The 15,689-nt window shown below is 71.2% G+C and carries 15 protein-coding genes; 12 read left to right on the top strand and 3 right to left on the bottom strand.

Translation table 11 applies throughout. The features are described from left to right. Positions 1 to 6 precede the first annotated feature (6 nt). From rpmG to PYR72_RS21370, 5 genes are all read left to right on the top strand, one after another. On the top strand, positions 7 to 171 hold the full coding sequence (rpmG, locus tag PYR72_RS21390; RefSeq protein ID WP_005475851.1) for a 50S ribosomal protein L33: 165 nt from the start codon (positions 7 to 9) through the stop codon (positions 169 to 171). Between the two features lie 6 nt (positions 172 to 177). Next, positions 178 to 435 carry a type B 50S ribosomal protein L31 gene (locus PYR72_RS21385; protein ID WP_013001701.1) on the top strand — a complete coding sequence of 86 codons (258 nt, stop codon included), beginning with the start codon at positions 178 to 180 and terminating at the stop codon, positions 433 to 435. 5 nt (positions 436 to 440) lie between these two features. After that, positions 441 to 1,706: a GTP-binding protein gene (locus PYR72_RS21380; RefSeq protein WP_275456795.1), complete on the top strand. Its 1,266-nt coding sequence runs from the start codon at positions 441 to 443 to the stop codon at positions 1,704 to 1,706. 5 nt (positions 1,707 to 1,711) lie between these two features. Further along, on the top strand, positions 1,712 to 1,945 hold the full coding sequence (gene rpsR / locus PYR72_RS21375; RefSeq protein WP_275456794.1) for a 30S ribosomal protein S18: 234 nt from the start codon (positions 1,712 to 1,714) through the stop codon (positions 1,943 to 1,945). Between the two features lie 443 nt (positions 1,946 to 2,388). Beyond that, on the top strand, positions 2,389 to 2,655 hold the full coding sequence (locus tag PYR72_RS21370) for a DUF397 domain-containing protein (protein ID WP_013001698.1): 267 nt from the start codon (positions 2,389 to 2,391) through the stop codon (positions 2,653 to 2,655). Between the two features lie 81 nt (positions 2,656 to 2,736). On the opposite strand, the gene PYR72_RS21365 is transcribed toward PYR72_RS21370, so the two are convergent. Beyond that, entirely contained in the window at positions 2,737 to 3,252 is a 516-nt protein-coding gene (locus tag PYR72_RS21365; RefSeq protein WP_275456793.1) for an ATP-binding protein, read from the bottom strand. Positions 3,253 to 3,578: 326 nt separating this feature from the next. Between PYR72_RS21365 and PYR72_RS21360 the strand changes: the two genes are divergently transcribed. From PYR72_RS21360 to PYR72_RS21345, 4 genes are all read left to right on the top strand, one after another. Further along, complete coding sequence (locus tag PYR72_RS21360) at positions 3,579 to 4,403, top strand: helix-turn-helix transcriptional regulator (RefSeq protein ID WP_275460477.1); 825 nt, start codon at positions 3,579 to 3,581, stop codon at positions 4,401 to 4,403. Positions 4,404 to 4,591: 188 nt separating this feature from the next. Further along, on the top strand, positions 4,592 to 6,052 hold the full coding sequence (locus PYR72_RS21355; protein WP_275456792.1) for an aldehyde dehydrogenase family protein: 1,461 nt from the start codon (positions 4,592 to 4,594) through the stop codon (positions 6,050 to 6,052). Positions 6,053 to 6,185: 133 nt separating this feature from the next. After that, positions 6,186 to 6,734: a DinB family protein gene (locus PYR72_RS21350; RefSeq protein WP_275456791.1), complete on the top strand. Its 549-nt coding sequence runs from the start codon at positions 6,186 to 6,188 to the stop codon at positions 6,732 to 6,734. Positions 6,735 to 6,759: 25 nt separating this feature from the next. After that, the gene (locus PYR72_RS21345) at positions 6,760 to 7,401 is read left to right on the top strand and encodes a PadR family transcriptional regulator (RefSeq protein ID WP_275456790.1); all 642 of its coding nucleotides are present in this window, start codon (positions 6,760 to 6,762) and stop codon (positions 7,399 to 7,401) included. A 325-nt stretch (positions 7,402 to 7,726) separates the two neighbouring features. On the opposite strand, the gene PYR72_RS21340 is transcribed toward PYR72_RS21345, so the two are convergent. Then, positions 7,727 to 9,169, bottom strand: coding sequence for a glutamate decarboxylase (locus PYR72_RS21340; protein WP_275456789.1), 1,443 nt, complete (start codon positions 9,167 to 9,169; stop codon positions 7,727 to 7,729). Positions 9,170 to 9,373: 204 nt separating this feature from the next. On the opposite strand from PYR72_RS21340, the gene PYR72_RS21335 reads away from it, so the two are divergent. From PYR72_RS21335 to PYR72_RS21325, 3 genes are all read left to right on the top strand, one after another. Further along, on the top strand, positions 9,374 to 11,470 hold the full coding sequence (locus PYR72_RS21335; protein ID WP_275456788.1) for a helix-turn-helix domain-containing protein: 2,097 nt from the start codon (positions 9,374 to 9,376) through the stop codon (positions 11,468 to 11,470). Positions 11,471 to 11,897: 427 nt separating this feature from the next. Continuing rightward, positions 11,898 to 12,659, top strand: coding sequence for a MerR family transcriptional regulator (locus PYR72_RS21330; protein WP_275456787.1), 762 nt, complete (start codon positions 11,898 to 11,900; stop codon positions 12,657 to 12,659). Positions 12,660 to 12,847: 188 nt separating this feature from the next. Next, complete coding sequence (locus PYR72_RS21325) at positions 12,848 to 13,843, top strand: VTT domain-containing protein (RefSeq protein ID WP_275456786.1); 996 nt, start codon at positions 12,848 to 12,850, stop codon at positions 13,841 to 13,843. Between the two features lie 82 nt (positions 13,844 to 13,925). Here the strand turns inward: PYR72_RS21325 and PYR72_RS21320 are convergent, their stop codons facing one another. Next, positions 13,926 to 15,653: a threonine/serine exporter family protein gene (locus tag PYR72_RS21320; protein ID WP_275456785.1), complete on the bottom strand. Its 1,728-nt coding sequence runs from the start codon at positions 15,651 to 15,653 to the stop codon at positions 13,926 to 13,928. Between the last annotated feature and the right edge of the window lie 36 nt (positions 15,654 to 15,689).

Genomic DNA, 15,689 nt, shown 5'->3' with positions numbered 1-15,689 from the left:
ACCAGCATGGCACGCAACGAACTCCGCCCGGTCGTCAAACTCCGGTCCACGGCCGGCACCGGATACACCTACGTCACCCGCAAGAACCGCCGGAACGACCCGGACCGGCTGACGCTGCGCAAGTTCGACCCGAGGGCCGGCCGCCACGTCGACTTCCGAGAGGAGCGCTGACCGACCATGAAGAAGGACATCCACCCCCCGTACGGACCCGTCGTCTTCCGGGACCGCGCCGCGAACCACACCTTCCTCACCCGCTCGACCATGACGAGCGGGAAGACGATCGAGTGGGAGGACGGCAACACCTACCCCGTGGTCGACGTCGAGATCTCGAACGTCAGCCACCCCTTCTACACGGGCACCGCGCGCGTGCTGGACACGGCCGGCCGCGTGGAGAAGTTCGAGAAGCGGTACGGCACCGGAAAGAAGCGGGGCTGACCGACGTGACCCAGCTGTCTGTCGCGATCGTCGGCGGCCTGCACGCCGACGCCCGGCGGGCCGCCGTCGAGGCGCTGCTCGCCGGGGTCCCGGGCAGCGTCGCGCTGCACCACGACCTCTCCACCGCCGCCGACGGCACGGTCCTGCGGACGATCCGGGACGCCGCGGGCCTCGTCTCCACCGGCGAGACCCCGCTCGTCAACGACTGCGCCTGCTGCGCCCTGCGCGAGGACCTGGTCCCCGAACTGGAGCGCCTCGCCGGGGCGGGCCTCACCCGCCTCGCCGTGGTCGAACTCTGGGACTCGGTGGAACCCAAGGCCATGGCCGAGGTCGTCGCGGCGAGCGGCCTCCCGCTCACCTCGGTGATCACGGCGGTCGACCCCGCCCTCCTGCTGCCCTGTCTCGGCAACGGCGACGACCTCGCCGAGACCGGCCTGGCCGCCGCCCCGACCGACGAACGCACCGTCGCCGACACCTTCGCCCGCCAGCTCGAATACGCCCCGATCCTCGCCGTACTCGACTCGGAGGAGGCGGACGACGAGGACAGGGCCCTCCTGGCCCAACTCCACCCGACGGCACTACGGGTGCCCATCGGCGACCGCGGCCGTGCTCCTGAGGTGGCCGCAGGCCCCGAAAGGGGCGCGGGGCAGCATCGACCTGCGGCTCCGCCGCGGGGCGCGACCGGCCACGACGCACCGGCACCCGGAGACGTACGGCACCCCCTGCGGCGCCCGTCCGCCCTGCTCGCCGCGGCGTTCGCCGGCTTCGACGTGGACGCGGCCGCCGCCGCCCAGCACCCCGCCTGCGCCCTCCTCCCCACGGACGCCGACGAACACGGCGTCACCACCCTCGTCTGGCGCCGCCACCGCCCCTTCCACCCCGAGCGGCTGTACGCGGCCCTGGAGGACCTCTGCTGCGCGGCCGCCCGCAGCCGCGGCAGGTTCTGGCTGGCCGAGCGCCCCGACACCCTGCTGCACTGGGACGCGGCCGGCGGCGCGCTGTGCGTGGAGTCGGTGGGCCCCTGGCTCGCCTCGCTCCCGGACGCCGCCTGGGACATGGTGCCCCCGGTCCGCCGGGCCGCCGCCGCCCTCGACTGGCATCCCGAGCACGGCGACCGCTGCCAGCACCTCGTCTTCACCTCCCCGGGCCTGGACCGCGACGGACTCGAACAACTCCTGGAGTCCTGCCTGCTCACCGACGCCGAGTACGCCGCCGGGCGCGCCGCCTGGGAACGGCTGCCGCGCCCCTTCGACACCTTCCTGGAGGTCTGACCGCCATGCCCCGCAAGCCGGAGCGCAAGCCCGCCAAGTCCCGCCCCAACCCGCTGGACCAGGCGAAGATCACCTACATCGACTACAAGGACACCGACCTGCTGCGGCGCTTCATCTCCGACCGGGGCAAGATCCGCAGCCGCCGGGTCACCCGCGTCAGCGCCCAGCAGCAACGGCAGCTCGCCCGCGCCATCAAGAACGCCCGCGAGATGGCCCTCCTGCCGTACGCCTCCCGCTGACGGCGGTCGCCGACGAACCCGTCACTCTCGTACCACCACCCCCACCCGGCCCCCGGGGAGGCTCCACGACCTCCCCGGGGGCAGTCTTTTCCCGCCATCCTGCGCCCGCCGCGCCCGTGCCCTGAACCGCCGGGACCCGCCCGCCGTAGGGAGGGACAGGGGGACACGAACCAGGACGACACCGGATCTCCCCAGCCGTCGATGGAACAGGACCGCCCCGATGTACGTCTCTCCAGTGCCTCGGCACAGTGACTACGGGATCACCCCTCGTGCACGTGCATCTGCTCGTGCATAGGCAGATGCATCCGCTCATGCAGGGGCACGTGAACGAAGCTATGATCCGGGGCAGTTGACCGCTGCATCACTGGCAGCACGGGCATCACTGGCCACACCAGTGCCAATGCGCATCAAGCGCACCACTGCACCACCCCGGGGAGCGACCTGTGGACCACGACGTGTACGGCGTGGATGACGTGTACAACGGCATGGCCGCGACGGAGCTGACCCAGCTCCACGCGGTGGCCTGGCAGAAGAGCCGGCACAGCAACTCGCAGGGCAACTGCGTGGAGTTCGCCCGGCTGCCCGGCGGCGAGGTGGCGGTGCGCAACTCCCGCTTCCCCGACGGCCCGGCGCTCGTCTACACGCGCGCCGAGATCGAGGCGATGCTTCTGGGCGTCAAGGACGGCGAGTTCGACCACCTGGTCGGATAACCCCCGCCCTGCGGCGGGGGAATGGCGGCAGCGGCCGGAGTGACACGCGTAGAACCGCGGCGCCGAAGAGCGCCGCGGTTCTCAGTGGGCGGAGTGCGGGCCCGGTGCCGACGGCACCTGGAACAGGGCCCACACCACCTTGCCGTTGAGCGAGCCGCCGAGCGGATGCCAGCCCCAGCTGTCCGCGAAGGAGTCGACCAGGAACAGTCCGCGTCCCGACTCCGCCGAGAAGTCCTCGGAGTCGCCCGCCACGGGGCTGTCGTGGCTGGGGTCGCGCACCGCGCACACCAGCCGCTCCGTCCAGCGCATCAGATGCAGCCGGACGGGCGGGTCCTGGTCCGGGCGCGACCCGTTGCCGGAGGGCAGCCCGTGCCGCAGGGCGTTGGTGACGAGTTCCGAGACCACGAGACAGACGTCGTCGAAGCGGTCGTCCAGCTTCCACCGACCGAGCGTGCCGCGGGTGAACTGCCGTGCCTCGCGCACCGCTTCGTAGCGCGGTGGAAGCGCGCAGGACGCGGCGTCGGACACGGTCGCGGGATCAAGTGGCGGAAGTCCCTGCCGTAAGGGTTCGAGCATGGTCGATCCATTCGTCCCCATGCGAGGCACTCCCGGGTGTCTGCGGTCGTTGCGATGCAGCGGTGGCGCGGGACCATGGTTTCTGATGCGTACAGCAGATGCAAGGGCAGATGCACGTGCACGCGCCCGAAATGGACATGCCCATACCGCTTGCTCAACATTTCTTCTGGCACCCTGCTCGTACTCCTCCCGCGTCCCGCCCGTCTCAGATGTTGAAGACTTTCCATTTCTGTAACCGGGCGAGTGCGGATCGGAGTGGTTTAGTGGCAGACTGCGGCCCTTGAAGAAGTTGGGGAGGCTGGACGAACGTGGGCGCCGGTGAATCGAGCGGGTCGGTGGTGAGGCGGATGCTGCTGGGCTCGCACCTCAGGCGGCTGCGCGAGTCGCAGGGGATCACGCGGGAGAAGGCCGGGTACTCGATCCGCTCCTCCGAGTCGAAGATCAGCCGGATGGAACTCGGCCGGGTCAGCTTCAAGACCCGTGACGTGGAGGACCTGTTGACCCTCTACGGCGTCACCGACGAGACCGAGCGCACCTCGCTGCTCTCCTTGGCGAAGGAAGCCAACGTCGCCGGCTGGTGGCACAGCTACTCGGACGTCCTGCCCAGCTGGTTCCCCACCTACGTCGGCCTCGAAGCGGCCGCCCACCTCATCCGCAGCTACGAAGTCCAGTTCGTGCACGGCCTGTTGCAGACGGAGGCGTACGCCCACGCGGTCGTCTCCCGGGGCATGAAGGGCGCGAGCGAGGCCGAGATCGACAAGCGGGTCGCCCTGCGCATGGAGCGCCAGAAGTACCTGGTGTCCGAGCGGGCCCCCGAGTTCCACTGCGTCCTCGACGAGGCCGCGCTGCGCCGGCCGTACGGTGGCAGCGAGGTGATGCGCGGTCAGCTCCAGCACCTGATCGAGATCTCGGAGCGCCCGAACGTACGGATCCAGGTCATGCCCTTCCGCTTCGGCGGCCACGCCGGCGAGAGCGGCGCCTTCACCGTGCTGAGCTTCCCCGAGTCCGACCTCACCGACGTCGTCTATCTCGAACAGCTCACCAGCGCCCTCTACCTCGACAAGCGCGAGGACATCACCCAGTACGAGCGGGCGATCAGCCGGCTCCAGGACGACTGCCCCTCCCCGGCCGAGAGCCGGGACCTGCTGCGGGGGCTGCTGCAGCTCTCCTGAGACGCCGGCCCCGCCGAGTCTTCCCCAAGGATCCCCAAGGATCCCCAAGGATCCCCCGCCCCGCGCGCGTCCCTCCGGGCGCGCTCAGGGTCTTCACCGAGTCTCCCGAGTTGCTCTCCAACTCCCGTTACTCGCACGTACGATGACGAGTGATCAATCTTGATCGATGCCGACTGATTGAGGATCACATGTCGTCCTACTTCACCGACCTGGCACAGCAGTACATCGGCGGCGAGTGGCGCCCGGGCTCAGGCTCCTGGGACATCATCGACTTCAACCCGTACGACGACGCGAAGCTCGCGTCGATCACCATCGCCACGGTCGACGAGGTGGACGAGGCCTACCGGGCCGCCCGGGCGGCCCAGAAGGAGTGGGCCCAGGTCAACGCCTACGCGCGTCGCGCGGTCTTCGAGAAGGCCCTCAAGGTCATCGAGGAGCGCGAGGGGGAGATCACCGAGGTGATCATCGCCGAGCTGGGCGGCACGCACCTCAAGGCCGGGTTCGAACTGCACCTCGCCAAGGAGTTCCTGCGCGAGTCGATCCAGCTGGCGCTGCGCCCCGAGGGCAGGATCCTCCCTTCGCCGGTCGACGGCAAGGAGAACCGCCTCTACCGCGTACCGGTCGGTGTCGTGGGCGTCATCAGCCCCTTCAACTTCCCCTTCCTGCTCTCGATCAAGTCGGTCGCCCCGGCCCTCGCCCTCGGCAACGGCGTCGTGCTGAAGCCGCACCAGAACACCCCCATCACCGGCGGCACCCTGGTCGCGAAGATCTTCGAGGAGGCCGGCCTGCCCGGCGGGCTGCTCAACGTCGTCGTCACCGACATCGCCGAGATAGGCGACGCCTTCATCGAGCACCCGATCCCCAAGGTCATCTCCTTCACCGGCTCCGACAAGGTCGGCCGCCACGTCGCCACCGTCGCCGCCTCGCACTTCAAGCGCGCGATCCTCGAACTGGGCGGCAACAGCGCCCTGGTGGTCCTGGACGACGCGGACATCGACTACGCCGTCGACGCCGCCGTCTTCTCGCGCTACGTCCACCAGGGCCAGGTCTGCATGGCCGCCAACCGCGTCCTGGTCGACCGCTCCGTCCGGGCCGAGTTCACCGAGAAGTTCGTGGCCAAGGTGCGGTCCCTGAAGGTCGGCGACCCGAGCGACCCGGGGACGGTCATCGGCCCGGTCATCAACGCCTCCCAGGCGGACGCCCTCAGGGCCGTCGTCGAGCAGGCCCTCGCCGAGGGCGCCACGGCGCTCGTGCACGGCTCCACGACCGACAACCTGGTCGAGCCGTCCGTCCTCACCGACGTCCCCGCCGACTCCCCCCTCCTCCGGCAGGAGGTCTTCGGCCCGGTCGCCTTCCTCATCCCCTTCGACGGCGAGGACGAGGCCGTCCGTCTCGTCAACGACACCCCGTACGGGCTCAGCGGCGCCGTCCACACCGCCGACATCGAGCGGGGCGTGAACTTCGCCAAGCAGATCGACACCGGCATGTTCCACGTCAACGACGGCACCGTCCACGACGAGCCCCTCGTCCCCTTCGGCGGCGAGAAGCACTCCGGCGTCGGCCGTCTCAACGGCGACACGGCGGTGGACGCGTTCACCACCCAGAAGTGGATCTCGGTCCAGCACGGGCGGAGCTTCTTCCCGTTCTGACCGTTCCGCTCACTGCGCGACCGGTTTCCGACGCGCGGACCCTTGAGGACAGAACCTGACCGCAAGGGTCCGTAACTTGGTCGGTGTCAGAGGGGCTCACCCGAGTCCCCCGGTCCGGCGAAAGGCAGACGTCATGGTCACGCACGTGAGCGCGGAGGCGAAGGGCGACGAGCGAGGGGCACTGCTCGCGTTCCTGGAGGAGCAGCGCGGCGGCATCCGGCGCGCGCTGCTCGGACTGACCGACGAGCAGGCGTCCACCAAGCCGAGCGCCAGCGACCTGTCGCTGGCCGGCCTCCTCAAGCACGTCGCCGAGGTCGAGCAGAGCTGGCTCGCGCGGGCCAAGGGCGAGGCCCCGGCGGTGCGGCGCGACGAGTCCAACTGGCACGAGACGTTCGCCCTGGTCGGCGACGAGACCGTCGAGTCCCAGCTCGCATACTGGAAGAAGGTCGCCGCCGAGACGGAGTCCTTCCTCAGGTCGGTGGACAGCCTCGACGACACCTTCGCCCTGCCGAACGACCCCTGGTTCCCGCCGGAGGGCCGGGTCTCCATGCGCTGGCTGGCCCTGCACCTCATCCGTGAGACCGCCCGGCACGCCGGGCACGCCGACATCATCCGGGAGTCGCTGGACGGCGCCACCGCGTTCGAGCTGGTGGCGAAGGAGCAGGGGACCAGCTGGGGGTGACCCGCGGTGGTCCTACGCTGGGCGCATGTCAGCGATCCGTCTTCTCGTGCTCGGCGCCGTGCGCCAGCACGGGCGGGCCCACGGCTACCAGGTGCGCAACGACCTGGAGTACTGGGGCGCGCACGAGTGGTCCAACGCCAAGCCCGGCTCGATCTACCACGCCCTGAAGCAGATGGCGAAACAGGGACTGCTGGTCGCCCACGAGATCGCCCCGTCCACGGCCGGCGGGCCGCCGCGCACGGAGTACGAGATCACGGAGCGGGGCACCGAGGAGTACCTGCGGCTGGTGCGCGAGTCCCTCACCGCCTACGACCAGCAGCCGGACGTCCTCTCCGCCGCCCTCGGCACCATGGTCGACCTCGGCCGTGAGGAGGTGCTGGGGCTGCTGGAGGAGCGGCTGCGGTCCATCGAGAAGTGGCGCAGGTCCGTCACCGAGTACTACCTCCCCGAGGACGGCCCCGGGCAGCTCGGCCACATCGGCGAGATCATGAACTACTGGATCCACTCCGCCGACACGGGCGCCGCCTGGACCCATGGCCTCATCGACCGCATCCGCGCCGGCGCCTACACCTTCGCGGGCGAGGGCGCCCCCTTCATCGGCATCCTCCAGCCCGGTCAGAAAAACCCGTACGCCACACCCGAACACCACCCGGGGGACAACCACTGACCACATGGCTGAGGGCAACCACTGAGCACACGGCTGAGGGCAACCACAGAGCCCAGGGCCTGGTCTTTCAGGCCCGCAGGGGCCTGATGCCTTCAGGGGCGCGGGGAACTGCGCGCCCAGCCCCCACACACCCGCACCCGCCCGTGAACCGCCACCCCCACCCCTTTAGGCGCCCCACCAGCAGACCCGAGGTCGGAGTGGGCCCGCGCCCCGTTCTCAGGGGCGCGGGGAACTGCGCGACAAGCCCCCACACACCCGCACCTGCCCAACCACCACCCCCACCCCCTGAGGCGCCCACCCGCACACCGGAGGTCCCCCCGCGGGCCTAGTGATGGAACCCCGTCGCCGCCCCCGCATCCCGTGTCAACGGCCCCCGCTGACGCCGCAGTTCCGGCAGCAGACTGCCGAGGTCCTCCAGGAACAACCCCGCGAGATCCGACGTGAACCCGTTGCGGCACACCACCCGCAGCACGGACAGATCCTCCCGGTTCTCCGGGAACGTGTAGGCCGGCACCAGCCACCCCCGCTCCCGCATCCGCCGGGCCACGTCGAAGACGTCGTAAGCCGTCACGTCCTCGGCCGTGGTGAACGCGAACACCGGCAACTCGTCGCCCCGCGTGAGGAGCCGGAAGTCCCCGAACCCGTCGACCTGCCGCGCGAGCAGCGTCGCCACGTCCCGTGTCGACTGCTGCACCGCGCGGAACCCCTCCCGCCCCAGCCGCAGAAACGTGTAGTACTGCGCGACGACCTGCGCCCCGGGCCGCGAGAAGTTCAGCGCGAACGTGGGCATGTCCCCGCCCAGGTAGTTCACCCGGAACACCAGCTCCTCCGGCAGCTCCTCGGCGGACCGCCACAGCGCCCAGCCGACCCCGGGGTACACCAGCCCGTACTTGTGCCCCGAGGTGTTGATCGACGCCACCCGGGGGAGCCGGAAGTCCCACACCAGCTCCTCGTCGAGGAACGGCGCGACCATCGCGCCGGACGCGCCGTCGACATGGACGGGCACGTCCAGCCCCGTACGGTCCCGCAGGTCGTCCAGTACCGCGCACAGCTCGGCGATCGGCTCGTACGACCCGTCGAAGGTGGAGCCGAGGACGCCCACGACCCCGATCGTGTTCTCGTCGCACAGCGCCGCGGCCGCCGCCGGGTCGAGATGGAACCGGTCGCCCTCCATGGGCACCTGCCGGGCCTCGACCTCCCAGAAGTTGCAGAACTTCTCCCAGCAGACCTGGACGTTGACGCCCATCACGAGGTTGGGCCGGGCGTCCGCCGAGGGATACCGGTCGGCGTTCCGCTTCGCCCACCGCCTCTTGAGGGCCATCCCGGCGAGCATGCAGGCCTCGCTGGAGCCGGTGGTCGAGCAGCCGACGGCGGCGTTCGGGTCCGGCGCGTTCCACAGATCGGCGAGCATCGACACGCACCGCCGCTCCAGCTCGGCCGTGCGCGGGTACTCATCCTTGTCGATCATGTTCTTGTCCCGGCACTCACCCATCAGGACCCCGGCCTCCGGCTCCATCCAGGTGGTGACGAAGGTGGCGAGGTTGAGTCGTGAGTTGCCGTCCAGCATGAGTTCGTCGTGGACGAGCTGGTACGCCGTCGAGGGGGGCAGCGGCGCGTCCGGGAGCCGGTGCTTCGGCGGGGCCTCGGTCATCCCGCCCACCGGGTTGGCGGCCTGGCCGTAGAAGGGGTTCACGGCGAGCCGGTGCCCGTCCTTCCGGCCGGTCCCGCCGTCCTGCGCGTCGTCGCTGTCCCATCGGTGCAGTGGCATGTGTCCGACGGTAGGTCCGCCGCCGGGGGCGCGCATCTCGCGTGTGTGCGTCGGGGGCGCGGGTGGTGCGTGAGGACGATGTGCCGGCCGTATCCCGCGTCGATTACGCTGCCGAATGCGCATCACATATGACAAGAGTGAACACAGCAGGTGGAGTTGAGCGTTCCGCGGACCCACGTGCGCGACCGGGGAGGGACGGCGGAGTTGCCCACCCTTGACTATCTGATCAACGAGCGGCAGCGGCTGCTCCTGAGGTTCCTCCAGCCGGGCCACGCCTCCCGCTACGGCGCCACCAGGGTCACCGAGGTCGTCACCCGCCCGCTGCCCGACCCGCCGCACCCGCCCGGCGACCTCGCGGCGGACGCCCCGGCCGGCAGCGGAACGCTGTTCCTGGTCACGCTGAGCACGCCGGGCCCGACCCGGGCCCACCTGCGCGCGCTCGACCACCTGATCCGGCTCCTGGCCGGGCACAAGGCCGCCGGTCTGGTGATCGGCACCCCCGGCCACGTCCTGAGCACCCTTCCCGAGGCCGTCCTCACCGCCGCCAACCGCCTGCAGCTGCCCCTGCTGACGACTTCCGCCGAGACCGCCGCCTGGGGCCGTGTCAACGAGGATCTGCGGCTGCGCCGCGCCGAGTTCGCCGAGCGCCAGGTCGCCCATCTCGACGGCCTCCTCAACCGGCTGCCGGCCCGTCTCGCGGACCCCACGGCCGCGCGGCGCATCGCCGACTGGCTCTCCGTGGCCCTGGACGCCGAGGTGCTCGTCAGCTCGGCCCGGCGCGGCGTCCTGGCGGCCGTGCCCGACAGCGCGCCCGCCGGGCTCGCCCACGCCGTCATCACCGCCGCGCACGGCGCGCAGTACAGCGCGCAGTACAGCGCGCAGTACGGCGCGCACAGCGCTCACGGCGCCCCGCACAACGCGCGGCACGCCATGCGCCCGGCAGCGGAGAGCACACCGGAGCCCGGCGCCCCCGGCGGCGCCCTGCACACCCGTATCGTGCCCGTCTCCCCGGGAGCCCCCGCAGGCTCCGGCGCCCCGGGCTTCCCGGCCGACGCGGACGAGGTCAGGCTCGCCCTCGCCTCCCCCACCCCCTTCGACAGCGCGGGCACGGCGCTGATCCGGCACGCGGCGAAGCTCCTCGGCCTGTGCGACCAGGCCCGCCGTGAGCACCAGGCCACGGCGGAGACCCCGAGGGCGGTGCGGCATGCCGCGTTCCAGCTGCTGATGCGCGGAGAAACGGTTCTGGCGCAGGTGGTCTACACGGGCGCCGCGCAGGCCCTGCTGGACACCGACACCGCACGCGTCTACGTCGTCGACACCGGCCCGCAGGAGCGCGAGGCCACCCTCAGCTGGTGCGAGCGGGCCCTGGCCGAGCAGGCCATCGTCTCCGCCTGCCCGGGCAAGCCCCGGCACATCCTGATCCTCGACCCCGTCCGCGAGAGCGACCGGGTCGAGACGCTCCTCAAGGAGATGATCGCGGCCCGCGAGGGCCACCTGATGGGCCAGAGCCGCCTGCATCCGCTCGCCGAGACCGCGGTCGGTTATCTGGAGGCGCTGACCGCGGTGGGCGACGCGGCCGGGACCCCGCACCGCGTCCGGCTGGGCGGCTCCCGGGCCAAGTTCGCCCCGCTCCTGCCCAGGCGGGAGGCGAAGGCATGGGCGGCGGCCCTGATGTCCCCGCTCCTCGACGACTTCCCCGGCCGGGGCGACGAGCGGAAGCTGCTGCTGGAGACCCTCCCCACCGCCCTCAGCTTCAAGCACACCGAGGCCGCCGGCGGCCTCGGCGTCCACCGCAACACCGTCACTCAGCGGCTCACCCGGGCCGGGAAGATCCTCTCCCTCGACCTCCGGGGCTCGGCCAACGACCGCGTCCTGACGCTGCTCGCCCTCGACATCCTCGCGCTGCCGGACCCGCAGACCCCCTCGGACGCGGGCGCCCCCGACCGCTCCCGTGCACCGGACTTCGCGGCGCTGATCGCGGCCGCCGTCGAGGACGGCGGCCCCACGGCCTGGGCCGAGGAGCGGCTGCGCCCCGTACGGGAGGATCAGCGCGGCCTCGTCGAGACCCTCTGCGTCTGGCTGGAGTCCGACCTCAGCACCCGGGAGGCGGCCCGCGCCCTGGGCCTGTCCGAGGCCACCGTCCGCAACCACACCCGGGACGCGGCGGCCCTCCTCGGCATGGACTTCTCGACCAGGACGGTGGGCATCACCGACACCGACGTGGTGACCGTGGCCGACATCGCCCTCGCCCTGCACGTCCTGCTGGGCCGCCCGGCCCTGATCCAGCCGCCCCGCCCCTGACCGCCGGGACACGAGTCCGCCGTACCCCTGCCTGGATCGGACGGACCCGGACCCGCGCACGTGCCCCAACACGCGCGCGGGCAGCTCGGGTGCCCCGGCGGCGCGAGCGGCCTGCCGGCCCGCCGACGCCACACCTGGCCCGCACCCCCGTGCCGGGCCGGGCGTCTCGTCGACGGACACACCGTAGGAGGACCGCCGGGCGACGGGCCATGGCACGGATGCACAGTCCGCGCGCCCGGACTTCGCGTTGTGCACAGTGGGACGCGTGTGACCGGACGCCAGTGCGTTTCACCAGCACCCCGCCCTGCGGAATTGCACAGTCCGCCAGGTCCGCGCGCGTGCCCGGCGCGTTACGGCACGAAGGACTTGCACCTCACGCGACGTGAGGACCCAGTCTGGAAGACGTACTCACAAAGGGAGCGGAAGCATGGGCCACACCGTGGGACAGGTCGCGGGCTACGCCGGCGTCACGGTGCGCACGCTGCACCACTACGACGAGATCGGTCTCCTCGTCCCGAGCGAGCGCACCGGCGCCGGTCACCGCCGCTACGGCGACGACGACCTCGACCGGCTCCAGCGGATCCTGTTCTACCGGGAACTCGGCTTCCCCCTCGACGAGGTCGCGACCCTGCTCGACGACCCGGAGGCGGACCCGCGGACGCACCTGCGCCGCCAGCACGAACTGCTGACCGCCCGGATCGAGAAGCTGCGGAAGATGGCCGCGGCCGTGGAACACGCCATGGAGGCACGCAAGATGGGCATCAACCTCACCCCCGAGGAACGGTTCGAGGTCTTCGGCGACAAGGACCCCGACCAGTACGCCGAGGAGGCGGAACAGCGCTGGGGCGGCACGCAGGCGTACGCCGAGTCGCAGCGCCGGGCCGCCTCGTACACCAAGGCCGACTGGAAGCGCATGCAGGACGAGGTGGCCGACTGGGGCGCGCGCTACGACGCCCTGATGACCGCCGGCGAGGAACCGGCCGACGAGGCGGCCATGACCATGGCCGAGGAGCACCGGCAGCACATCTGCACCTGGTTCTACGACTGCCCGTACGAGATGCACGAGAACCTGGGCGAGATGTACGTCTCCGACGAGCGCTTCAAGGCGTTCTACGACGCCATGCGTCCGGGTCTCGCCGAGCACCTGCGCGACGCGATCCACGCCAACGCGGCCCGCCGCCGCCCCTGACCGCCCTCCCGGACCCGCCGCTGACCACACAGCTTGGTCTCGGTGCGGCCACAGGGCACCCTGGGGGAGCCGGTGGAACCTAGCGGGGTGACCGTGCGTTGATAGCTTTGGTCACCCCTGTGGGCCCCACCGTCGTGGGCCCCCGCCCACAGGCCCGCACTTTCTCTCACCCCCAGGAGCCCGGAACCGTGACGACGATCGCCCTCGGACCGAGCTGGCTGGATCCGGACTATCTGCTCGACTCGTTCGGCATCTGGGGCCTGCTCCTGATCGTGTTCGCCGAGTCCGGCCTGTTCTTCGGGTTCTTCCTTCCCGGCGACTCGCTGCTGTTCACGGCCGGCTTGCTGATCACTACCGACCAGCTGGACTTCCCGCTGTGGCTGGCGATCGTGCTGATCTGCGTCTCGGCGATCCTGGGCGACCAGGTGGGGTACATGTTCGGCAAGAAGGTCGGCCCCGCCCTCTTCAGCCGTCCCGACTCCCGCTTCTTCAAGCAGGAGAACGTAACCAAAGCCCACGAGTTCTTCGAGAAGCACGGTCCGAAGTCTCTGATCCTGGCCCGCTTCGTGCCCATCGTGCGGACGTTCACGCCGATCATCGCGGGCGTCAGCGGCATGCGGTACCGCACGTTCCTGATCTTCAACATCGTCGGTGCCGTCCTGTGGGGCGCGGGCGTCACCCTCCTCGGCTCCTGGCTCGGGAAGATCGAGTTCGTGCACAAGAACATCGAGGCGATGCTCATCCTCATCGTCCTCATCTCGGTGCTCCCGATCATCTTCGAACTTCTCAAGGCGAGGAGGGCGAAGAAGAACCAGCCCCAGCAGTCCCCGGAGCCCTCCGCCGCCCCGGCCATGGACGACGCGACCACCCAGCTCCGCCGCGTCCCGTCCGCCGACCGGCCCCAGCAGCAGCCGTACAACCCCGACCAGGGCTACGGCAATCAGGGGTACCAGCAGCAGGGCTACGGCAACCAGGGCTACCCGCAGCAGGATTACGGCAACCAGGGGTACCAGGGCCACCACGGCGACCAGGGCCAGGGCCACCAGGACTACGGCTACCAGCAGCCCCAACAGCAGCCGTACGCCCAGCAGTACCCGCAGGGCAACCAGTATCCGCAGGGCAACCAGTACCCCCCGAACCAGAACCAGCAGGGGTACCAGGGCCAGGACTACCCGCAGCACTGAACGCCCGCAGTACCGAACACCCGCGGTACCGAACACCCGAGGCCCCGCCCCCCGCTCCGGCGGGACGCGGGGCCTCGGTCGTTCAGAAGCCCCTGGTGCGCTTCGCGGCCTTCCGGCCCGCCCGCGCCGCGCCCGGCAGGAAGAGCCGGAACACCTCGGACCCGAGGTTCACCCCGATCGCGATGGCCATCGCCAGCGCTGCCGCCTTCGTCAGGGACACCAGGCCCGCGTCCACGTCGTTCTGCGCGAACCCCAGCAGCCCGAAGTACGTCGCCGAGCCCGGCAGCAGGGGGCCGATCGCCGCGGTCGTGTAGGGCAGCGCGGAGGCGAACCGGTAGCGCGACAGCAGCTGCCCGAACAGCCCCACGAGCCCCGCGGCCACCGCCGTTGAGGCCACCGGCGAGATCCCGCCCGCTTCGTGCATGGCCCCGTACACGGCCCAGGCGACACCCCCGTTCAGGGTCACCGCCAGCACGGTGGACCGTTCCTGCTGGAGCAGCACCGCGAAGGTCAGCGACAGCAGCATCGACGCCGCGAGTTGCAGCAGCGGGCGGTCCGCGCTGCCGAGGGCCGCGTCCGGGTTCAGCTCGGCGCCCACCTTCACGCCGAAGTACAGGACGAGCAGCACTCCCACCACGATGCCCACGAAGAGGTACATGACCTCCAGGAGCCGGGCGGAGGCGGTGATGTAGAAACCGGTGAGGCCGTCCTGGACACCCGCGACCAGCGCCCGCCCGGGCAGCAGCGCGAAGAGCCCACCGGTGATCACGGCGGACGCCGCTACGTCCACGTGCGTCACCGTCAGGGCCACGCCGATCGCCGCCGGAGGCATCGCCGCCACCAGGAACTGGTAGAACTCCGGCAGCCCCCGCCCCGAGCACAGCCAGGCCAGCCGGTCGCCGAGCATCGCGCCCAGCGCGGCCGCGACGAAGACGACGACCCCGCCGCCGACCAGCAGGGACGCGGCGCCCGCGAGCAGTCCGCTGGCCGCGGTCAGCGCCCAGCCGGGATAAGGGTGCCGGTTGCGCCGTATCTCCGCGAGGCGCCGGTAGGCCTCCTCCAGCGAGATCGCGCTCTCCGGGGCGCTGAGGTCGTCCACCAGATGGAAGACGGCCGCGAGCCGGGTGTAGTCGGTGGCCCGGCGCCGTACGATCCGGGCCGCCGTCACCGGGTCGTCCACCAGCGACGGCTGGTAGGTGACCGACAGCTGGGTGAAGGTGACGGTCGGCTCGCAGCGGTCGAGGCCGTAGGAGCGGCACACGGCGAACATCGCCGCCTCCACGTCCTCCGCGCCCTCACCGCCGGCGAGGAGCAGCTCCCCGATACGCAGCGTGAGGTCGAGCACGCGCGGTACCGCGGGCCCCGTGTCGCCCTCCGCGCGCGCGGGCGGCTCCGGCGCGGGACGGTCCGCCACCGGCATCCGGAGCATCGTGCGCATCCGGTCCTGCCAGGGCACGTCCTTGGTGAGGCTGACGGCCGGGATCCCGCCCGCCGGGGTGAAGGCGACCGGCGCGTGCCGCGCGCTGTAGGTCCGCGGCACGCTGAAGGCGGAGCCCTCGTGCTCCGTCGCCGGCGGCTCGGGCGGCGCCAGCCCCTCCGGCAGCGCGAACTCGGAGGTCGTCTGTGACTCCGACTCCGCCCCGGCGGCCGGTACGTCCAGCCCGGCCGGGATCTGGAACTCCGAGGTCACCGACGCGTCGCCGTCGATCCCCAGGGCCACGCCCACCGGCACGAACGCCCCGCCCGCCTCGTCCGACACCGGCTTACGGCCCTCCCCGGGTCCGCGCTTCCCCGGTTCCGTCACTCCCACTTCGCCGCACTCCCTGAACGACACCTCAGTACGTCT

Source organism: Streptomyces sp. VNUA24 (assembly GCF_029167005.1).
In the GTDB taxonomy this organism is placed as follows: Bacteria; Actinomycetota; Actinomycetes; order Streptomycetales; family Streptomycetaceae; genus Streptomyces; species Streptomyces scabiei.
The sequence above is the reverse complement of the archived record's forward strand: the minus strand, read 5'-3'. Positions and strand labels throughout refer to the sequence as shown.